At 65.8% G+C, this 20,020-nt stretch carries 22 protein-coding genes; 11 read left to right on the top strand and 11 right to left on the bottom strand.

Annotated features, from left to right (window positions below; all coding sequences use genetic code 11):
* Window positions 1-17 precede the first annotated feature (17 nt).
* The 3 genes from EV647_RS28620 to EV647_RS28630 are packed head-to-tail and all read right to left on the bottom strand — an operon-like array spanning window position 18 to window position 1,452.
* On the bottom strand, window positions 18-983 hold the full coding sequence (locus tag EV647_RS28620; RefSeq protein WP_134008217.1) for a hypothetical protein: 966 nt from the start codon (window positions 981-983) through the stop codon (window positions 18-20).
* Window positions 980-1,207 (bottom strand): hypothetical protein, encoded by a 228-nt coding sequence (locus tag EV647_RS28625; RefSeq protein ID WP_134008219.1) that lies wholly within the window; start codon window positions 1,205-1,207, stop codon window positions 980-982. The genes EV647_RS28620 and EV647_RS28625 overlap by 4 nt, the downstream gene beginning before the upstream one ends.
* A complete protein-coding gene (locus EV647_RS28630) occupies window positions 1,204-1,452 on the bottom strand; it encodes a DUF6284 family protein (RefSeq protein WP_134008222.1) in 249 nt (82 codons plus the stop codon). The genes EV647_RS28625 and EV647_RS28630 overlap by 4 nt, the downstream gene beginning before the upstream one ends.
* Before the next feature lie 559 nt (window positions 1,453-2,011).
* On the opposite strand from EV647_RS28630, the gene EV647_RS28635 reads away from it, so the two are divergent.
* The 4 genes from EV647_RS28635 to EV647_RS28650 are packed head-to-tail and all read left to right on the top strand — an operon-like array spanning window position 2,012 to window position 5,338.
* Entirely contained in the window at window positions 2,012-2,893 is an 882-nt protein-coding gene (locus tag EV647_RS28635) for a DUF5919 domain-containing protein (protein ID WP_134008225.1), read from the top strand.
* Window positions 2,890-3,693 (top strand): inositol monophosphatase family protein, encoded by an 804-nt coding sequence (locus tag EV647_RS28640; RefSeq protein WP_134008228.1) that lies wholly within the window; start codon window positions 2,890-2,892, stop codon window positions 3,691-3,693. The genes EV647_RS28635 and EV647_RS28640 overlap by 4 nt, the downstream gene beginning before the upstream one ends.
* Before the next feature lie 26 nt (window positions 3,694-3,719).
* Window positions 3,720-4,403, top strand: coding sequence for a hypothetical protein (locus tag EV647_RS28645; protein WP_134008231.1), 684 nt, complete (start codon window positions 3,720-3,722; stop codon window positions 4,401-4,403).
* Between the two features lie 38 nt (window positions 4,404-4,441).
* Window positions 4,442-5,338 (top strand): hypothetical protein, encoded by an 897-nt coding sequence (locus EV647_RS28650; RefSeq protein WP_134008234.1) that lies wholly within the window; start codon window positions 4,442-4,444, stop codon window positions 5,336-5,338.
* A gap of 285 nt (window positions 5,339-5,623) precedes the next feature.
* Here EV647_RS28650 and EV647_RS28655 read toward each other — a convergent pair whose 3' ends face one another.
* The gene (locus EV647_RS28655) at window positions 5,624-6,568 is read right to left on the bottom strand and encodes a hypothetical protein (protein WP_134008237.1); all 945 of its coding nucleotides are present in this window, start codon (window positions 6,566-6,568) and stop codon (window positions 5,624-5,626) included.
* An 870-nt stretch (window positions 6,569-7,438) separates the two neighbouring features.
* On the opposite strand from EV647_RS28655, the gene EV647_RS28660 reads away from it, so the two are divergent.
* The 4 genes from EV647_RS28660 (at window position 7,439) to EV647_RS28675 (ending at window position 12,068) form a co-directional block, all read left to right on the top strand.
* Window positions 7,439-8,065, top strand: coding sequence for a potassium channel family protein (locus tag EV647_RS28660; protein ID WP_202876347.1), 627 nt, complete (start codon window positions 7,439-7,441; stop codon window positions 8,063-8,065).
* A 53-nt stretch (window positions 8,066-8,118) separates the two neighbouring features.
* Window positions 8,119-10,311 (top strand): PQQ-binding-like beta-propeller repeat protein, encoded by a 2,193-nt coding sequence (locus EV647_RS28665; RefSeq protein WP_134008243.1) that lies wholly within the window; start codon window positions 8,119-8,121, stop codon window positions 10,309-10,311.
* 65 nt (window positions 10,312-10,376) lie between these two features.
* Window positions 10,377-11,468: a hypothetical protein gene (locus tag EV647_RS28670; RefSeq protein ID WP_134008246.1), complete on the top strand. Its 1,092-nt coding sequence runs from the start codon at window positions 10,377-10,379 to the stop codon at window positions 11,466-11,468.
* Between the two features lie 81 nt (window positions 11,469-11,549).
* Window positions 11,550-12,068 carry a YciI family protein gene (locus EV647_RS28675; protein WP_134008249.1) on the top strand — a complete coding sequence of 173 codons (519 nt, stop codon included), beginning with the start codon at window positions 11,550-11,552 and terminating at the stop codon, window positions 12,066-12,068.
* A 7-nt stretch (window positions 12,069-12,075) separates the two neighbouring features.
* On the opposite strand, the gene EV647_RS28680 is transcribed toward EV647_RS28675, so the two are convergent.
* Both EV647_RS28680 and EV647_RS28685 read right to left on the bottom strand, forming a co-directional pair.
* The gene (locus EV647_RS28680; protein WP_134008252.1) at window positions 12,076-12,762 is read right to left on the bottom strand and encodes an alpha/beta fold hydrolase; all 687 of its coding nucleotides are present in this window, start codon (window positions 12,760-12,762) and stop codon (window positions 12,076-12,078) included.
* Window positions 12,759-13,184, bottom strand: coding sequence for a MarR family winged helix-turn-helix transcriptional regulator (locus tag EV647_RS28685; protein ID WP_134008254.1), 426 nt, complete (start codon window positions 13,182-13,184; stop codon window positions 12,759-12,761). Before EV647_RS28685 ends, EV647_RS28680 begins: the two co-directional genes overlap by 4 nt.
* A gap of 92 nt (window positions 13,185-13,276) precedes the next feature.
* On the opposite strand from EV647_RS28685, the gene EV647_RS28690 reads away from it, so the two are divergent.
* A complete protein-coding gene (locus EV647_RS28690) occupies window positions 13,277-14,161 on the top strand; it encodes an LLM class flavin-dependent oxidoreductase (protein ID WP_134008257.1) in 885 nt (294 codons plus the stop codon).
* A 126-nt stretch (window positions 14,162-14,287) separates the two neighbouring features.
* On the opposite strand, the gene EV647_RS28695 is transcribed toward EV647_RS28690, so the two are convergent.
* Both EV647_RS28695 and EV647_RS28700 read right to left on the bottom strand, forming a co-directional pair.
* The gene (locus EV647_RS28695) at window positions 14,288-14,971 is read right to left on the bottom strand and encodes an RraA family protein (protein WP_134008260.1); all 684 of its coding nucleotides are present in this window, start codon (window positions 14,969-14,971) and stop codon (window positions 14,288-14,290) included.
* A gap of 108 nt (window positions 14,972-15,079) precedes the next feature.
* Window positions 15,080-15,619, bottom strand: a complete 540-nt coding sequence (locus EV647_RS28700; RefSeq protein WP_238175633.1) for an AAA family ATPase — start codon at window positions 15,617-15,619, stop codon at window positions 15,080-15,082.
* 82 nt (window positions 15,620-15,701) lie between these two features.
* Here EV647_RS28700 and EV647_RS28705 point away from each other — a divergent pair, with 82 nt between their 5' ends.
* Window positions 15,702-16,964 (top strand): AlkA N-terminal domain-containing protein, encoded by a 1,263-nt coding sequence (locus EV647_RS28705; RefSeq protein WP_134008263.1) that lies wholly within the window; start codon window positions 15,702-15,704, stop codon window positions 16,962-16,964.
* Between the two features lie 4 nt (window positions 16,965-16,968).
* Here the strand turns inward: EV647_RS28705 and EV647_RS28710 are convergent, their stop codons facing one another.
* Window positions 16,969-17,709, bottom strand: coding sequence for an isocitrate lyase/phosphoenolpyruvate mutase family protein (locus EV647_RS28710; protein ID WP_134008266.1), 741 nt, complete (start codon window positions 17,707-17,709; stop codon window positions 16,969-16,971).
* Entirely contained in the window at window positions 17,706-18,002 is a 297-nt protein-coding gene (locus EV647_RS28715) for a putative quinol monooxygenase (protein ID WP_134008269.1), read from the bottom strand. Before EV647_RS28715 ends, EV647_RS28710 begins: the two co-directional genes overlap by 4 nt.
* Window positions 18,003-18,171: 169 nt before the next feature.
* On the opposite strand from EV647_RS28715, the gene EV647_RS28720 reads away from it, so the two are divergent.
* Entirely contained in the window at window positions 18,172-18,966 is a 795-nt protein-coding gene (locus EV647_RS28720; RefSeq protein ID WP_134008272.1) for a methyltransferase domain-containing protein, read from the top strand.
* Between the two features lie 230 nt (window positions 18,967-19,196).
* Here the strand turns inward: EV647_RS28720 and EV647_RS28725 are convergent, their stop codons facing one another.
* The gene (locus tag EV647_RS28725; RefSeq protein ID WP_134008275.1) at window positions 19,197-20,003 is read right to left on the bottom strand and encodes an RNA methyltransferase; all 807 of its coding nucleotides are present in this window, start codon (window positions 20,001-20,003) and stop codon (window positions 19,197-19,199) included.
* Between the last annotated feature and the right edge of the window lie 17 nt (window positions 20,004-20,020).

Raw genomic sequence — 20,020 nt, forward strand, 5'->3', positions numbered from 1 at the left:
CTGCTCGCTCCTATCGGTCAGGCCGCAACGCGGGCGGTCTCGCCCGGTGCGTCCATGTCGTCAGTGCTCGTGTGAGGGGCGGTGGTCAGTTCGTCGCGGACAGCCGCGGCGACCTTCGCTGACAGGCCGGTTGAGCAACCGGTCGTGTGCCGCGCCCACGCGGGCGTGATGGCGTCGGCCGCGGCGCCCGGCTCGACCGCTGCCAGGGCTTCGGTGACGTAGTCGGCCAGCAGCTTCCGTCCGGTCCTGCTGGGCTTAGTGGGCTTCCTGCGGGTCTGTGACGGCTTGGGCTTGCCCGGGGCAGCCGGTGCGGTCTTGATCGCCTCAGCGGCGGTCTGCGTCGTCTCTGCACTGGTGGGCAGCTCGGCAGTAGCCGGGGTGGTGTCGAGGCGGTGAGATGCCCCTTCCGGGGCGGCCAGCGCGGCGGTCTGCTCTGCCCGGAGCACGGCCTCAGTGAGCCGGTCCCGCAATACCGGGGCGGTCTCGGCAGCGCAGAACACCAGTAGCGGCGGCACCGAGTGCAGAACGATCCCGGCAATATCGCGGTGACCGAACGACGCCCAGGTGTTCATCACGTACGTCGCGGCAAACGCGAACCGCTTCGTCTTGCGGATCCAATTCGTGTTATCGCTGACCTGATACCGGGCGGTGATCTGCTCTGCGCGCAGGACCGCGATCAGGACGAGCGACACCATCGGGTCCAGCAGCCAGGCGGCGAACCACGGCAGCGACCACAACACGGCCCCCTGCGCGGCGAACGCTTGGACGTTGACCATGGTGAAAGCCAGACCGAGCACGATCCCGACCCACATGCAGCGGTCAACCTGCGTGCGCACCGACTCCACCCGCAGTGCAACCACGTCGGGATGCGTGGACAGTGCACGGACCTGCGAGGCCTCAGCAGCAGCCGTGCGCAGCCGGTCGACGCCGTTGGGCTTCGACAGTGCCGGCGCATTCTGCGGGGACTGCGCGAGTGTTGTCATCGTGCGTCACCTCCGCTGAACTGCGTGATGACCCAGTCGCCCGCTTGGGGCAGGGTGTCGGTGGTGTGCAAGACGTGGTCGCCGCGCCAGACAATCCAGGCCGTTCCCAGCGCCGTACGGGGCGAGACGACCTGCATGAGGTCGTAGCCCGCGACCTTCCACCACCCGACGTCAACCCGGACGAGATCGGGGAGGGGCATCTCGACAACCTGCGCGCCGGTCATGCCGCGCCCTCGGTCTCCGGCTCGTGGTCGGCCAGCTCCCGGCCCAGCTCCAATACCCGGCGCTTCGCACGCCGGACCCGGCGCGTCTCTAGCTCCGACGCGTACGGCCCGGCGTTGACGGCCGCGATCTCGGCGTCCAACAGGTCCAGCTCGGCCGCGATCAGCGGCCACTCGTACTCGATCGCGGCCAGCTCAGCGGCGGATGGACCCTCGCGGCGAACGGCCGACAGGTGGATGATGCTCATGGGTTGCGCTCCTCTTAAGACGACTAGTGCGACCTGGACGCCTCGGCGGTTGCATCCGCCGGGGCGTCGCTTCTCGAAATCGCTTTCGAGCTGCGATTTACAGTAGCGCCTACTGTCGGTTGATCGCAACAGGGAGGCGATATCCTGTGTGACGTGACTGACTCCCGCAGTGCACTAGAGGCCGCGACCGCCCGATACCGACAGACCGAAGCGACCCATGAGCAAGCTCGCCAGGAGCTGCTAGACGCGGTCATCGACGCGCTGCGGGCAGGCGTTCCACCAACTGAGGTTGAGCGGCTGTCCCCGTTTACGGCGGCGTACATCCGGAAGACGGCGCGAGAGCGAGGCGTACCGCCAGCGGAGCGCGGCCGGAAGCCGTCGAGCTCCAGAGCTGCGGAGTAGTGCGTGGTCTTGGTCATGCCAGAAGTCTTGAAGAGCGCGAGTCTCGCCCTAACTCCGCGTATATCTCATCTCGACCATCCGTGACCCATCTAGTCTCATCTCTGTCTCATGAGACTGATAACTTGACGAGACCGAAACCCAGCTCTGGGGAGCAGTGATGCTGGCTGAAACTGCACTGAAAGCACTACTGCGCGAGCGTCACCTACAGGAACATCGGGCGTTCTGCCGGGAGTACGACAAGGTGGCTCGCGTGGTCGATCGGGAGCAGGTCGGCGGATACCCGAGCAAAGCGACGTTCTACCGATGGCTGTCAGGTTCGCTGACTGGCCTACCGCACCCCGGACACTGCCGAATCCTGGAACACATGTTTCCCGGCTGGAAAGCCGAGGCACTGTTCCTTCCTTGGCCGGATGAGCCGCCCGCCGATCCGACAGCCGTGCCCGTATCGCCCACCGCGCCAGCGCAACACAACGCGAATCCGATCGCTGCGACGCCGGTGGCCGGGTTGGCCGGCGTGACCGCGATCTACACCAGCCGTACAGAGTTCTCACACGAGATCCCGACGCCGAAGTTGTTCGACAGCGCCTCCGATGTGGCGGCGGCTGGGCTGTCGCTGAACCTGATCTGCCAGCAGTACCCGGACCTCAAGTTGCGGGCGCTCCTACGACGGGCGTCAGTTCGCCTGCTGTTCCTCGACCCGGACGGCGAATCGATCCAGCGCCGAAATCGCGAGGAAGGTCACGAAGAGGGGCACCTCTCGGCCTGGTCACGAGGAAACATCAACATCATGAGCAGGCTCCGAGACGATCTCGGGGGAGCGGCCGACAAGCTGGAACTGCGGATGTATGACGAAACGATCCGCTTCAACCTCATGTTCATTGACCAGAGGCTCTGCGTCATGCAAACCTACCTGCCAGCGCTCCGAGGGCTGGATTCGCCAACATTTGTCATGGAGCGAACGGGTAACGAGTCGTCCGATCTGTACGCTGTCTATGACCAAATATTCTCCTCACTCTGGGAGTCGGGTAAGACGATATGACAGACCTGTCGAGGCTCCTCAATATCGCGAACGAGGCAGTAGATATCGGCCGCGAGGCAGCGGTAACGCAGGACTTGGGAACGGTCACATCCAAGGGTGATCGGGATATGGCGTCAGAGGTGGATTTCGCCGTTGAGCATGCCATTAGGTCGCATTTGGCAAAGGCGACGCCTGAAATTGAGTTTCTGGGTGAGGAGGAGGGTCGTTCCGGCGACGACTCGGGCGGCTTGTTGTGGGTTCTTGATCCGATAGACGGAACAGCTAATTTCGTTCATGGAATACCGCTGGTTGCAATATCTCTCGGGTTAGTAGCGGGGGACTCGTCTCTAGTTGGTGTAATCGATATGCCCTTCCTCTCGCGACGCTATGCGGGGTGCCTTGGCAGTGGCTCATACTGCAATGGGCGTCAGATTCACGGCAGCAAGTGCAGTCGTCTCGAAGATGCAATTATCGCTATTGGAGACTACGCGGTCGGGGATAATTCGGCGGAACGGAATGCTCCACGCCTCGCACTCACGTCTCTGCTTGCTGCACAAATTCAACGAATCCGGATGCTCGGCACGGCTGCCACCGATCTCGCCTGGGTGGCTGACGGCAGCCTGGATGCCTCGATCATGTTCAACAACAAACCATGGGATACGAGTGCTGGCGTCCTGATTGCACGGGAAGCGGGCGCCCAGGTGCTCGATGTAGACGGGATGCAACACACCTTCCATTCGGCCGGCACAGTTGCAGTGGTTACGCCCCTCGTATCAGAGGTGATGGGACTGATTGCAGAGGCGCAGGAAGCGCAGCTCTGAGTCGAACAGTGGTGAGGGGAGGGTAGATGGATCTGTGGGCGATCGTTGCCACCGGCGCAGTGGGGCTGCTTGCAGGTCAGGCGGGTGCTTGGTTACAAGGGCGACGTGATGCGGCCGCTGATCAGCGGCGTCATGGCGCTGAGATTGAGCGCTTGAATCTCCAATTGATCGATGCTCGGGACCAGCAAGCCCGCGAGCGTGCGCAAAGGGACACTCTTGAGTGGCGTGAACGTCGCCTTAGCACCTATCAGATCGCTTCATCGGCTTACCAGGCGGTTTCCAAGAGCTCGATCGATCTGATGTATCTCGATGATCATGCTGCGATAGCGACGGCTATCACCCGAATGCGAGAAGGCAGCAAGATTCTAGAGGAGCAACTCGAGCAATGTGCGCTCATCTCGGCAAGAGAGACCCGCCATAAGGCGTTGAGGCTGGGTATAACGCTCGAAGATCTACTTTCTGCGACTGAACAGTACGAGAGGAGAGTTGTCGCAATGGTCGCACATCCAGCAGAGGGACCATTAATGTTGGCTGCGATTATCGAGGAACGCAAGTCCCGTCGCGGCACAGATGAATCTGTTCTTCCGCATATCGAATATGTCGGCATGGCTAAACTTGCCGACGAATTTCAGCGGGCAGACGAAGAATTCACTCTCGCAGGTGACGACTGGATAGCGGCAGCTAGGGCTGAATTGGGTGTTCCGGACTAGATCTGAGCGAAAGACCCCTTAAGAGATGGTGGCGCGGAATGAGTAACGAATCTGTCGAAGTGCCCGATGGTCCAAGTGATGGTGATGTTCTTCAGGCTGTGAACCAGACCGGCTTCTTGCTAGAGCGCCAGGTGCATAGTGCTTTACTGAGCCATGGCTTCAGGGCGTTCGTTGGTGTCGCGTACTCAGATCCCCAAACCGAGACGCATCGCGAAATGGACGTGGTGGGTATCTTGAGTGAGCGAGTCCAAGGTCGAATTCCGGTATTCATGCATGTGCTGATCGAATGCAAGAAGTGGTCATCAGGCCCGCTTGTTGGGGTGGGTGGAACTCCAACGAAGGCGGAGCGCTACCGGCCCCCGAGGGAACTTCGGTTCGCGCCATTCGACCCGGTCCGGGATGCGACCCATGGGCAGCTGGAAGGATTCTCGTCGCACAACTTCTATCACTATTACGGCTTGCACAATGCCCCCCAACCTCTGGCGTTTGCGGAGATGTTGGCGACGCAGCTCGTGTTGATGGAGCGAAAACAAACTTGGTTGGCCAAGAACACTTCGGTTTACGACTCGATCGTATTGCCTTTGGTTAAGGCGCAAAGCAAGTATTCGAGCGTCGCCAGGGATTTAGATCCCAATGAGCCCGGCGACTTCGCCGTGTCGTTTACGCGGAGTGCGCTTGTTACGACTGCACCCTTAAGAGGCGTGCTCTGGATCAACGATGAGAATACAGAAGTGACTCACCCGCACTATTTCCCGGTTGTTCGAAATTTCAGTGCAGAGGGAATGCCCGATACTTTCACTTTCGAAGTGGTATCAGCGGACCACCTAGATGCCTGGCTGTCCACGCAGGTCGTGCCTTTCTTTCGAGCCGTCTGCGAGGCAGTGGATGAGTGGCTGCGTGATCCTCTGGAGCCTGGCAGAGGCCCTACTCGGTGAGTGACTAACTGAGTGACAACGGAGCAACATGCGCCAGGACGACCGTGGACGTCGGCGGACAACCGGCAGGCTCACGTGAGCACGCCACCGAACGCCAGGTGTGAATGGCATGGAAGCGGTCGAGCCGTGACCACATCTGTGACCGAGCTGTCCTGGCACGTCCCCGGTCGGATCGCTACGGATGAGACAGTTGAGACCTGCTTACGAGGTGTCGCCCTCGGCGCGTGGTACTCGGTGAGGCCAGTGAGACGGCGTCAGGGCTACTCATAACCCAGAGGTCGCAGCTCACTCGATGGGGATGCCGAGTTTCCGCATCTGATCTTTTGCGTAGGCCATTAGTACCGCGGCAAGCGCGCTGTTGGCCGCGCCGCCGACAGTCGCAAGGACCCGCCGCATGAAGGTCTGCACGACGCCCGCGTCGGGCGAAGTGGTTACCAGTTCAGCGTCGATGACCTCAAGCTCGCGGGCAAGTTTGGCGCTCTCCTCGGCAGGAAGACCGAGCGAGGGAATGGCCTCAATAATCGCGTGAACGAGGACAGCTAGTTCGTCGCCGGCTATCCCAGTGGTGGTTGCGGTCTGTGTAACGGTCTCACTGGCCCATGCCACATTGCCTGATACCGGTCCATGAAAGTTGACGTTGTGCTGTGTTCCGCCGCCTTCGCCGCCCCGTTTCAGATAGACGCTGACCGATCCTCCGTACTGTTCTACACAGTCAATCCCCTTGCTGGTTAGCTCAGGCTCCAACAGGACAAACTCCGCAACCTTCGTCACACCAGTCACGAGATCCTTGCTGAGCAGGTACTCCAGCGCCGCCGTCAGATCCGCAATCTCTAACGGCTGGCCTTCGTAGTAGGTGCTTCGATCGACCAGCATGTCGCGAGGATCCGGTGATCGCGGGTGTCGGTTGATCCACCGTAGGGTGGCGTCTCGAGCGGCGGAATTGCGCAGCGCCGGGTCATGCCGACGCTCGCGCCGAGCCTCGACGTCGGCCATGCCTGCGGCTGTGATCGATGCATCGAGACCGTCGAAGCCCATCCCTTCCGCAAGAGTGATGAGGTCTTCATCGCGGAGCCGGTGCAAGATCCCGCGTAACAAGCCGTGTAGGCGACCGTCTGTCCGCTCATCCTCGTCAAGGAAGTCGACGATCTTGGCGAAGTGCCCCGGGTTCGCCGGTCGGAAGTCGAAGAGCCAGTCGAGAAGCTGGATTCTCCAGATTTCGGTCTCCGTCATGGCCCCTCCATTGCCTTGCCAGCATCCCTGTCAGTCTGCTGGGTTGCCTCAGGTCTGACCAGCGCCGGCACCCACCTGAACGCATCCCGGCGCGCCGCTCTGAGGGATCGTGCCGAACGGGCTGTGGACCGCTCGTGGAGCGCGGGCGGAGGGCGTCCACACTGCCCGCAGAGGTGTGCGACGCGGAATTGGTGCGGGAGTTTGACTGTCTGCTGACATCCGCGCAGGCCAGAGCGTTGCAGGTGCCCCTCTGTAAATCTGTCGGCGTATGCCTACGCAGGTTCGAACCCTGCACCCGCCACGAAAGCGATGGGCGAGGTGTGTCGCGCAATTCTTGCGCTGACCGCCTCGCCTTCGTCGTGTTGTGCGGCTGCGCTCCGCTTGCCGCCGGCGGGGGCTCCGCCACCCGCACCCCCTTTGCGCCTTCGCTTCGCTCGGCTCCGGTGGTCGGCTTGGTCGGGAAGCTCGAGTGCGGTGGCTGGGTTTGGCGGGGCGGCTCGGGTGCGGTGGCTGGGTTGGGCGGGAGGCTTGGGCGCGGTGGCTTGCCTGGGCGGAGAGCTCGGGTGCAGGGGTTGGCTTGGGCGGGAAGCTCCGCGGGGGCTGGCCGGGGGAGGCTTGGCCGCGAGGTCGGCTTGGGCGCTTGGCTCACGGGGGTTGGGGGCGGTGTGTAGGAGAGGTGCGACTTTCGTAACACACTGTGCTTGGGGAGCGGTGTTGTAAGGGGGAGTTATGCGGCGGGACGCGTTCGCGGAGGGATATCAGAGGGTTGTTGAGTGGCCGTTGACGGGGGCCGCCGTCTTGTTCTTGGGGGCCTACTCTTGGCCGGTTCTTGAGCCTGGGATGGTGGGGTCGCTGCGGCGAGCCTGCTCTGTGGCGACGGTTGTGATCTGGGCGGTGTTTGCCGGCGACTTTCTGCTGCGGTTGGGGCTTGCCCGGCGGCGGATGCGGTTCCTTCGGGAGCATGTTGTTGATCTGTTGGTGCTGGCGTTGCCGCTCCTTCGGCCGTTGCGGGCGTTGCGGGTTGTGACTGCGTTGGGCCGGCTGAACCGGCGGGCGGCGACCTCGTTGCGTGGTCGCGCGATGGTTTATGTGGTCGGTGGTGTCGGCCTCTTGGGGTTCACCGCGGCGGTTGCGGTCCTGGATGCGGAGCGTTCTGAGCCGTCGGCGAGTATCAAGAACTTCGGCGATGCCGCGTGGTGGGCTGTGACGACCATCACCACGGTGGGGTACGGGGATCGCTATCCGATCACGGGTGCGGGCCGCGTTGCGGGTGTCGGGCTGATGCTCGGCGGGATCGCGCTGCTTGGTGTGGTGACTGCTGCGCTGGCTTCTTGGTTCGTCGAGCACGTCTCACGGCAGGAACGTGAGGAGGCGGATCTGAGAGTGCAGGTATCCGCTCTCGTGGAGGAGGTTCGGGCGTTGCGCGTTGAATTGCGCCGTACGCCGAGTGAGTTGGCGCAGCAGGAGCCGGGTTCGGGGATCGGCCCGACTGCTTGATCGCCTGCATTTCCTGACAACGGGCCGGACCAGGGATCTGTCAGTATCGGCGGGTGGCTGGATTGCGGGGATTGTGGGATGACGTGGTTCCTGGTGCGGGGGCGCTGGCGGATGAGTTGGTGGGGCGGTACTCGGAGAAGGGGCGGGTTGCCTATCGGGAGCGGTATCTCGCCGATGTGCTGACTGCGCTGGAGTCGTTGGAGCAGTTGTGTACGGATCCGGTCGCGGTGCGGTTGGCGGCCTGGTTCCACCGGGCGGAGCATGCCAAGACGAATACGGCGCGGGAGGATGCTGAGGCGTCGGCGCAGTTGGCGGAGGAGCTGCTGCCGACGTACGGCGTGACTCCCGTGCGGACTGCTGAGGTTGCCCGACTGGTCCGGCTCACCGGCGGCGACCCCACTCAAGGCGACGGTGCCAACGCGGACGTGCTGCTTGATGCGGTCGACGCCGTACTCGCGGATTCGCAGTACTCGACGTATGCGTCCGAAGTACGCCGTGACACCCGTTTCGACGCGAAGGCACGCCGGGAACAGCTCCAGACCATGCTGGCGTCCGAGCGGATCTATCGGACGCAGCTCGCTCACGAGCGGTACGACGAAGCGGCCCGGGCCAATCTCACTGCCGAGCTTGAGCTGCTGGACCAACTGACTCCGCCCGTATGGCGCGGTTGGCAGCGGACCGGGCTGTCGGTGCTGGCTGTGTTGACCGCGTTCCTGGCCTTCGTGGCGGGTGCCGCGGCGATCGGGCAGCCGTGGCGGATCCCCGCGTTCAAGAGCGATCCGAAGTGGCAAGCGATCGTCATGGCGGTCCTCGCGGCGGCAGCGGTCGCCGGCCTCTGGTGGGCGGTACGTCGTGCCGACCGCAAGGCCCGCATTCTCACCGCCGTACCCGCAGCGATCGGGCTCGTCTGCCTGGCGATCGTCCTGCTCACCGTCCCGCCGACCACCGGAGCCTCAGGGGTCGGACAACGTGTTCCGCTCCTGGTGACTGTGTCCGTCCTATTGATCCTGGCCAGCGCGGCCGCCTTCGCCGCGACCAGGTTCCCGCCCGGCGTCACGAGGAATCGCGGCCAGATGCTCGCCGCGTTCGCGGCCGTCGTGGCAGTGGTCCTCGTGACCCTCTACGTCATCGACCCGCTCCAGCGCGCCTACATGTTCAGCGCGAACGAGCACGTCGAGGGCGACCATCCTCCGGCGAACGTCGACGCGGCATCTGTCGTGTACGGCAGCGACCGGATGTGGACGAACACCGGCCGGCTCGACTTCGGTGAGACCGTCGCGACCGCGCACGGCATCGCGGTCGCGCGGGGACGCGGCACTGTCGAGATGCTCGACCCCGCGACCGGCAAATCCCGCTGGCGCTACCTCCGCGCGAACACGAACGACAAACCCGACCTGTTTGTCGTGGACGGCGGTCAGAAGCTGCTCGTCCGGTACGACGACTTCGGGTACCTCGTCCTCGACGCCGACACCGGAAAACGTACGGCGGGCTGGCACGAACGCACCCGCGACTACGACATCGACGACAACGACCCGCTCATCACCGGAAAGTCGGTCAGCAAAGGCTCCGACAAGCTGTACGGGACGAAGCTCGACGGCTCCAACCGCTGGACGTACGAACCCGGCCGCTGCACCAGCATCAGCGCCGAGGCCACCACCGACATGGTGGTAGTCCACCTGGGGCACAGCTGCGGCAACCTCCCCGACCAACTCGTCGGCCTGGACCTGAAGCGCGGCGGAAAACGCTGGATGCGCGACGGCTCGCTCAGCGACCTGACGACGGTCGGCGGCCTGGTCGTCGGCATCGAGGGCAGCGTCCAGCATCCGAGGCAGCTGACTGCCCTCGACCCGCATTCCGGGGAAGTGCGCTGGCAGTCCGAGATTCCGCAGGACTGGTCCTGCCCGGTCCAGATCGAGCCGGCTACCAACCGCGTCGTACTGCTCAGCTGCCTGGGTGCCGCGGAGCGCACCACGCAGACCGTCGTACGGTTCGTCGACGCCGCGAACGGTCAGGTCGTCTCTACTGCGCAGCCGAGCATTCCGTCGGGCATCCGGTACGCCGTGACGCCCAGCGGACGGGTGTTCCTGATGGGTAACGAAAACGCTTGCCGAATCGCGAAGGTCGTCGCGGGCGCACCTGTCGAGTACGTCCCGCTGGATCCGGAGGTCAACTGCCGGGCCGGTGTCGTTGCCGCCGGCGAGCTGATCCTGGTCAGCGGCAGGGACAGCCTGATCGCGCTGAGATAGTGGGGAATAGGGTCAGCTCGGGCGGGAGTTGAAGGTTGAGTCCGAGTGTCTGAGCGAGGAGAACGATGAAACCCACCGAGTTCGTGAAGGTGAACAGCCAGTTCTGGGGGGAGCACCTGAAGGAGGCCGCCGGGCATCTGCCGGTGAGTCACCGGACCGAGCTGCCCGGGCCGATGCTGTTCCCGCGGATGATGGTGCTGACCGAGACGCCGGACTGGAACATCCTCGAGCTCGTCGGGCTGAGCCGTGAGTACCGGACGCTCGAAGTCCGGCGGCAGAAGGCCGCCACGGTCGAGGAGTACTTCGGGATCGGCGACGGCCGCACCGTGGTTGCGAACCTCAAGGGACAGAACTGGTTCAAGGACGCGACCATCACGACCGAGGCCGGCAAGAGCGCCCTCGAAAAACGTTTTCCGGGTACCGGGAACATGCTCGGAAGCGAGGTCGTCGGCCCGGCGGACGAGCTGTTGCGGTTCGGGCCGGGAAACTACTCGACCTTCGACCGCGCGCTGCTCGTGCACACCGCGGGCGACTCGCTCCGCGCGCACTGGGTGTTCTTCGCGCTCGCGATCCACCGCTCCGAGCCGGCCGACAAGTACCTCGATTTCCTCCGGAACTACTCCAACGCCAGCCCGCACCTCGACCCGATCGGCACGATCAGCCTGCCGGTCGACCCGGCCGTGCTGAAGGCGGACGCGTTCGAGAGCACCTATCTCGCGCACGGTCTGCAGGATTCGACCGTCGACGAGTTCCTGGACAAGCACGAGAGCATCCTGCTGTCGGCGTTCGACGCGACCAAGCTGGTCCGGCAGCCGGCGCTCGGCGACCTGCACCCGGACTTCATCCTCGAGCGCGCGGACGGCAGCCACGTCGTCGGCCGGCTCGAACTCCCGGTCGTCGACACGGTCAACGGAAAGAAGCGCCGCCGCGTTTTCCGCGCGCCGGTGCAGGACAGCGCGACCGAGCTTGCGCAGTACGCGGAGTACCTCGGCAACGCGGAGAACCGTTCCCAGGTGAAGTCGAAGTACGACGTCGACGTCAGCGACCTGCGCCAACTGGTGATCGTCCCCTCCCAGGGAACCGTGACCCCCGCGGCCGGCGTCGAGGTCGTCGACTACGACACGATCCTGCGCATCCACCTGGCCGCCACAGCCTGACCCCGCGCCACGCGTAGTGCGTACGGCGACCCGCCGTACGCACTACGGTCTACGGTTTTCACGGGTCCGGAGGAGCTGAGCATGGAGTACTTCGTCTATGGGCGTGACAAGCCGGATGGATTCGAGATCAAGGTCGCGCTGAAGGAAGAACACTGGGCGTTCATGGACGAGTACGCCGACCGTCTGATCGCCCGTGGCCCGACGCTGACCGACGACCGCGAGCGAACGACGGGCAGCCTGCACATCGTCGTACTGCCGGACGACGAGGCGGCCGGCAGGTTCGCGTATGACGAGCCGTACTACCGCGCCGGTGCCTTCGAGACCGTGGAAGTCCAGCGTTTTCACAACCACAACCCGGGCCGCACGATGTGGGACTTCGCGACTGCCGTCGAGGGCTACAACCGCTACCTCGTCCTCACCAAGGACGCCGCGCGCCCGCTCACGTCTGACCACTTGATCATGTACGGCGACCTCCTAACCGACGACAGTCACGTAGGACGGGCCGCCTTGGTGGAAGCGCCGAGCCCAGAGGCCGCCGCAAACCTCATCCAGGCCGACAACGCCGAAGTACGCCCGTGGGAGTTCGGCGGCAGGCGCTAGCGCGACTTCACGCTGCGCCCTGGCCGAGCAGCCGATCCGCCACTGTCTGCGCAACGCGCAGACCATCGGCTGACTCGTCGCCGAGCCCGCACGCGGTATGGCTCAACCCGTCGAACTCCAGATAGCGGAAGCCGATACCTTCCAGCACCGGCCGGAGTTTCCGGAGCCGCCGGATCGCCGGGTCAGCGGTGCCGATGTACGCCACCTTGGTCCCCGCATAGAACCTGAGCTCGTGGTGCCAGTCGTACGAGCGATAGCTCCGCCAGAACTCCAGCGCAGCCTTTGGTAGCCGCGGCTCCCGCTCCATCCGGCGCATCGTGGCGTCGGTCGGAAAACCGATCGGCGGTACGCCGCCCATCACCAGTGCGGCCGCCCGATCCGTCGACCGGGCGACGATCGCCGACATACAAGCCGGCTGTGAGAATCCCCAGACGGCGAACCGATCGATGCGTTCGTGATCGAGTACGGCGAGCACCTGCCGGCCGATGCTGCCGAAATCGTATTCCGCGGGCCGGTCGCCGGCGCCGAACCCGACGGGATGGATCTGCAGGACCCGAAATCGCTGGGAGAGCACGGATGCGACCGGGTAGTCCAGCGGGCGGCGGTTGTTCTTCATCAGTACGAGCGCGGGCCCGGAACCGCTTGCCCGGTAGGCGATGCGGGCGCCGGCCACAGCGACGTACTGGTAGCTCATCGGGTCAGGATCGACTGCAGTGCTGTGGTGATGGTCGCGCGCGTGGTGCGGGGGAGGTCGGCAGTCATCGCGTTGATGCGGTTGACCACCGCGTCGTGGGCCTCGTGCGCGAGGGCCAGGCCGTCAGGGGTCAGCTCGATCTGGCTGGCGCGGCGGTCGGTGGGGTTGGGGGTGCGAGCGACCAAGGTACGGCGTTCCAGGCGGTCGACCATGCTGGTGAGGCTGGAGCGTTCGATGCTCAGGATGCGGCTGAGTTCGGTCATGCCGAGTGGGCCGCTGAGCAGCACGCACAGGAGATGTGCCTGCTGCGGGGTCAGGCCGAGCGGGCGGCTCGTCTCGGCGTGGAGGTCCTGCAACCGGTGCATCATCTGCACCAGCGCGCTCGCGAGATCGGTGTCCCGGGCAGCCGTCGTCGTCGCCATGTCCCCAATGATAGTCCGTTGGCCTAATAGTTTGCAGTGCTAACATTTCGTGCTACAACTAGTTAGAACAACGAACTACCTGAGGAGTCGATATGAACGTGCGGTTCGGATATGGATCGCCGGACTCGGTGCGGGAAGCGGCCGGTATCGTCCGGCTCGCGCAGCAGGCCGATAGGGACGGTCTCGATCACGTCAGCCTCGCCGATCACCCGTACGTCCCGGACATGCTCGACGGCTACGCCGCGATCGCCTTCATCCTGGGGCGAACGGAGCGACTGTCGGCGTTCGTCAACGTGACCAACCTGCCGCTGCGGCCCGCACCGGTCCTCGCCCGTACGGCGACCTCGTTGTCGGCACTGTCCGACGGCCGCTTCGTCCTCGGGCTCGGCGCCGGCGGGGCCTGGGACCGCATCACGATGATGGGCGTGCCGGAACTGCGTCCGGCCGAGGCGGTCGAGGCGTTCGAGGAGGCGATGCAGCTCGTCCACTCGATGTCCGACGGCGGTACCCCGGCGCCGACCAAGCACTACCCGATCGGTGCCCTCCGCCCCGCCGCCGTACCCGCGCCGCTGATCTGGACCGGCTCGAACGGCCCGAAATCGCTGGCCGCGACCGGCCGGAACGCCGACGGCTGGATCCCCGGTCACGCCGCCGACTGGCTCAGCGACCGTTTCCGTTGGTCCCGCCCGATCATCGACGAAGCGGCACTCTCGGTCGGCCGGAAACCGTCGGACGTCGCGACGATCTACAACTTTCCCGGTGCGATCACCGCGATCCCGCTGCGCCGTACCCGCGACGAGGAAGGCCGCTGGGTCGGCGGCTCGGCAAAGCAATGGGTCGAGGAACTCACCGACGCAATCCTCAACCACGACGCCGCCGGCTTCACGCTCTTCCCACGCGGCTCCGACCCGTTCGAAGTCCAACTCTCCCGCTGGTCCCAGGAGGTCGTGCCCGCCATTCGAGCGGCGATCAGTTGAGGCGGACGTGCGCCACTCGCCAAACGCGTCACGGGTAGGTCGGCTCAGCGCGCAGCTGACCCGCGGCGCCGGCTTGGTGAGTGGCTCAGGTCCGCTCGGCGGCGACCTCACCCAGCAGACACGTGGTCATTCCTCGATCGCTGCCCGCACCGCGCGCAGATGCTGGCGGAAGGTCAGCGACGGATCGGCGGCCCGGCGCTCGAGGTACTGCTTGAAGCTCACCTGCTCACGCAACGACCGCCCGGCCCGGATCTCGTCCGCCTGCCGGTGCTCGGTGTCGCGGATCGACTCCGCCAGGTCGAACAGTTCCTCCAGGCGATCCGCCGGCACGAAGACCGCCCCGTCCTCGTCCGCGAGTACGACGTCGTCCCGGGTCACCGTCCACTCGCCGATCGTTGCTCTGGACAACGCATCGGCCGGCTGCGGGTCGAGCCGCAACGGCCCGGTCGGCAATGCACCGAGGCTGAAGACCGGCAACCCGATCGCGGCGATGTCGACCGTGTCCCGGTGCAGACCCCAGATCACGATCCCAGCGACACCGGCGGCAGCAGCCTCCAGCGCGGCCAGGTCGCCGACGCAGGCCTCGTCCCGCCGGCCACCGTTGTCCACGACGAGTACGTCGCCCTCGGCGGCGGACTCGAACGCCTCCAGGAAAACGTCGACACTGCCGACATGCTGCGCCGGCAACACCCGCCCCGCGACCCGACCGCCTGCGACCGCTGTCAACGACACCGTCCGCACCGGCACCCCGGCCCTGACACAAGCATCCGCAACATGTGCAGTGGTCAACCCGGCAAACCGCTCAAGCATGTGGACCCCTCCGCGAACCGCTAACGACAGGAGGTAGTCCACCACGCCCGTCGACTCCTCGCGTGCGCGCCCCGGACCCGGCCGCTCCGACGCGACTACCTCCTGTCGTTAGCGCGACAAGAACGCCAGCACTTCCTCGATCGATGGCTCGGCAGTCGTATCGATGGTGATGGAAGGAACCGGCAGATCAACGGGCTGGAAGGAGTTGTGGGTGCGGAGCCGGGCATCCGGGCTGATCTGCGCATCCTCGTGAGCAGAACGGCGTGGGTCCGAGCTGGTCCGGGCGGTGATCCGCTCGAGCGCAACCTCGGCCGGGACCGTGCAGTGCACGATCCGGACGTCGGCGCGGCCGAGGAGCGGGGTCAGGCCCGGGTTCCACAGCCGGTCCTGGAACGCCGCTTCCGCGACCACCGTCGTACCGCGGCCGATCAGCAGGCCGAGTACGTCGAAGAACGTCGACAGCGTCCGCATCGTCAGTGGGTCGCCGGGGCCTGGCACGAAGCCCGGGGTCGCGTGCGCCATGCCTTCCTTGATCTCGTCCCGGCAGATCGCCGGGCAGCCGATCGCGGCCGCGATCCGGTGCGCCAGCGTCGTCTTCCCGGTCCCGGGCGGCCCACTCACCACGACCAGCATCGGTTTCGACTGCACCCGCCGTACCTTAGCCGTCACGGTGGGCGCTCGGTGTAAAACGCGTGTCAGAACTGTCGGTGGCCCCGCCTAGCGTGTTCTCGTGACCACCTATTCCGCGGTCCGTACGACGGGGATCTACTGCCGGCCCGGGTGCGGGGCCAAGCCGCTCGCGGAAAACGTGAGCACGTTCGAGCTGCCCGCCGCCGCGGAGGCGGCCGGGTATCGCGCCTGTTTGCGCTGCCGGCCGTACCGGGTCGCCGGGACTGTGGCCGACGAGGCGCCCGAGCTGGTCTGCCGTGCGGTGCAACTGATCATCGCGGGCCTGCTCGACGAGTCGGGTGAGGAGGCGCTGGGTACGCGCCTCGGGGTGTCGGCGCGGCACCTGCGGCGGATGTTCCACGAGCACCTGGGTGTCACGCCGGATCAGTTCGCCCGCTCCCGGCGGGCGCACTTCGCGCGACGTCTGCTGGACGACACCGATCTCGGCGTCGCGGAAATCGCGTTCGCGTCCGGTTTCGGCAGCCTTCGCCAGTTCAACCGGGCGATGCGCGAGATTTTCCGCGCGTCACCGCGCGCGCTTCGCGATCGCCGGCGCCGCGGCGACCGCCTCGCAGCGGATGGTGGTCTGGTGCTGCGGTTGCCGTTCACTCCGCCGTACGACTGGGCAGCGATGAGCACGTACCTCCGGGCGCACGCGGTCCCGGGCGTCGAGTCGGTCGAGGACGGCGTCTATCGGCGGACGATCTCGCTCGACGGTGAGCCCGGCCTGCTGGAGATCGGTGCGGGCGGTGACGATCACCTGATTCTGCGCGCGCATCTCCCGTTCTGGGAGGGCGTCATCCATGCCGTCGACCGGGCCACCCGGCTCGTCGGGCTCGATCATGAGCCGATCCGCGCCAGGGAGCATCTGGCCGCGGACGCCGACCTCGGGCCGCTCGTTGCCGCGCGTCCCGGAATACGTGTTCCTGGCGCGTGGGGTCCGTTCGAGGTTGCGGTCCAGGCGGTCGTCCGGGACCGGCTCGCTCCGGACGACGGGACCGAGGCGTTGCGGAAACTCGTCGAGGTGTACGGCGCACCGGTCCCCGGGCTCGGGCACGGATTGACGCACGCGTTCCCGGGACCGGAGGCGTTGACCGGAGCGGAGCTGATCGGCCCACTCGCGCGCGAAGTTGCTGACGGCAACATTACACTTCAGGCAGGCGTGGAGCTCCGATCGCTTGCGGCCGTCACGAGCCCGCGCGCCGCGCAGGAAATCGCCTTGCGCCTCGGAGCTCGCGACGCCTGGCCGTTCGGCGGCGAGGCCGAGCACCTCCGCCCGTGGCGCTCGCTCGCCGCCGTCTATCAACTGGTCAACGCCTCGTAGGCACTCAACTGGTCAATCCCGCGTAGGTGCCGCTGGTCAGCAGTTCCTTGGCGGCCGATTGAGCCAGCGCGTACGCCGCGCTCGTGATCGCCGGCCCGACGCTGATCCGCGCCACGCCGACCTCCGCGAGCTCAGCGACCGTCGGCGCACCTGGGCCGACCATCACGTTGAGCGGCAGCGGCGACTCCAACACGAGTTCGGCGATCGTCGGAAGGTCGACCACGCCAGGGACGAAGAGCACGTCCGCGCCCGCGTCGGCGTAGATCTTCGCGCGTTCGATCGTGCCGGTCCGGTCACTGAACAAATACGTGTCGGTCCGCGCGTTGATCACCAGATCGATGCCAGCGGCAACAGCTGCAGCGCGTGCCGTCTTGATCCGCTCGGCCTGCACCAACGGATCGTCGAGGACCCGGGCCGTGCTGTCCTCGAGGTTGATGCCGACCGCACCCGCCTCGACGACAGCGGTCACCGTCCCCGCGACATCGCCGTACCCGGCCTCGATGTCGGCCGTGACCGGGACGGAAACTGCCGCGCAGATCGCGCGTAGTGCAGCGATCGCGGACTCCTGGTTCAGTCCGCCGGCGTCGTCCACACCGGCGGCCCAGGCGACACCCGCGCTCGTCGTCGCGATCGCCGTCGCCCCCGCGGCCTCGATCGCCCGCGCTGAGCCGGCGTCCCACGCGTTCGGCAGGACGAGCGGCGGCTGTCCGTGCAGTTCGCGCAGCCGTCGCGCCAGGTCGTTCACAGGCTGACCAGCAGTTCGTGATCGACCTCGACGAACTCGACGATCAGGTCGGCGAACCGGCCGGCGATCAATTCCTTGTACGCCGCCGACCCGGTGTGCGCGCCGTACGCCGCCTGGTCCGCGAAATGCTCGACGAACAACAGGTAGTCCGGGTTCGACGGGTCGCGGTACACGCGGAAGGACAACGTACCCTCCTCGGCACCCGGTCCCTTCGGCGCGAACTCCTGCACGATCGCCTCGGCAGCGGCCTGGTGGCCGTCCTTCAGCTTGATCGGAAACACCTTTGCCAGCATCGGAATCCTCCTGGGTTCTGTTCGAGTCCCTCAAGGTTCACCCGCGGACACAGGCCCGGTCTGGCCATATTCGGTCACGTATGTCGTCTCTTATTGCAAGATGATATGTCTCATTCAGTAAGATCCTGGGCTAGCGTGAGGACCATCGAGCAAGGCAAAGGAGCCTGGGATGAACAACGTGTACACGCACGGCCATCACGAGTCAGTCCTGCGGTCGCACAGCTGGCGGACCGCCGAGAACTCGGCCGGATACCTGCTGCCGCACCTGCGGCCCGGGATGTCGTTGCTCGATGTCGGCGCCGGTCCCGGCACGATCACCGCTGACCTGGCTCGCCTGGTCGAACCGGGCCGGACGACCGCGCTGGAGGCGAACGCCGCCGCACTCGACATCACCAAGTCGGCGTTCGAAAACCTGGAGCTCGACGTGCAGTTCGTCGTCGGCGACGTTCACGCACTGGATCTGCCGGACGACACGTACGACGTCGTGCACGCGCATCAGGTTCTGCAGCACGTCGCGGATCCCGTGCAGGCGCTGCGGGAGATGCGGCGGGTGTGCAAGCCCGGCGGCATTGTCGCGGTCCGCGACTCGGACTATCACGGCTTCGTCTGGTACCCGGAGCTTCCCGAACTGGACGAGTGGATGGCGCTCTACCAGCGGATGGCGCGCGCGAACAGGGGTGAACCGGACGCGGGCCGGCGCCTGCTGTCGTGGGCGCTCGCGGCCGGCTTCGAGCAGGCGGAAGCGACCACGTCGACCTGGGCGTTCGCCAGCCCGGAGGATCGTGCCTTCTGGGGCGGCATGTGGGCGGACCGCATCCTCAAGTCGGCTCTGGCGGATCAGGCGCGCGCATCCGGCGTACCGGAGCAGCAACTCGAGGCGATCTCCCAGGCGTGGCGGACCTGGGCCGACACCCCCGACGCCTGCATCTCCATCCTCCACGGCGAACTACTCTGCACCGCCTGAGCACACCCCATCCCCTCGCCGGCCGTCGCTCGACCAGCCCGGCGCCATTTGCTGGGTTGACCAGGCAATTTGCTGGGTTGGCCAGTCAAATTGGGGGTTCGTGACCGAAACTCAGGGTGTGGAACCCCGCATTTCGCTGGCTGACCCATCAAATTCGCTGGCTGACCCATCAGATTCGCTGGCTGACCCAGCAAATGTGGACGACGGCTACGGGTGGTGCGGGGATGTGGTCAGTGGGGAGAGTGTGAGCGCTGGCGGGAGATTTCGTAGAGGACCGCGGTTGCGGCGTTGGCGGCGTTGAGGGAGCTGGCCGATCCGGTGATCGGGATCCGGACCAGGTGGTCGGCGGCTTCCTTCCACGCCGTACTCAGGCCTGCGGTCTCGTTGCCGATCAGCAGCAGGACAGGCTGGGTGAAGTCGAAGTCGTAGACGTCGGTCGACCCGTGCTCGTCGGTGCCGACCACGACGACCGGCTGCGTGGACCGGCGTACCCAATCGAGGACTTCGCGGTGAGAGGGCGCGCGTACGGCGGGAACCGCGAACAGCGATCCCGTCGTCGCGCGGACCGCCTTCGGGTCGTAGACGTCGGCGGCATGCCCGGTCACGATCACCCCGTCGGCGCCGAACGCGTCGGCGGAGCGGATGATCGACCCGATGTTCCCCGGCCCGGTCGGCCGGTCGAAGACGACGCCCAGGAACTCCGGCCCGACCGGGATCCGATCGAGATCGTCCGCCGGCAGCTCCAGTACGGCGATCAGCTCGGGCTCCTCCTTCTCGCCAAGCTCGGCCAGCAGCTCCGGCGCCATCGTGACCCGTTCGACGTCCGGCAGTCGCTGCAGCAGGTCGGAAGCCCAGCGGGACAAGGGGCGGGATGCGTCGGTGATGACGGTGCGCACCGGCCAACCGTTGTCCACGGCAACCGAAATCGGGCGCACGCCCTGCACCAGGAACTCGCCGGACCGCTGCCGTTTGGTGCGATTGGTCAGCGACGCCTGCCACACTTGGAACCGAGCGTTCCGCGAGGAGATCCGTTGCACCGCCCCACCCTACGACG

It is taken from the genome of Kribbella sp. VKM Ac-2566 (genome assembly GCF_004366005.1).
Taxonomy (GTDB): Bacteria; Actinomycetota; Actinomycetes; order Propionibacteriales; family Kribbellaceae; genus Kribbella; species Kribbella pratensis.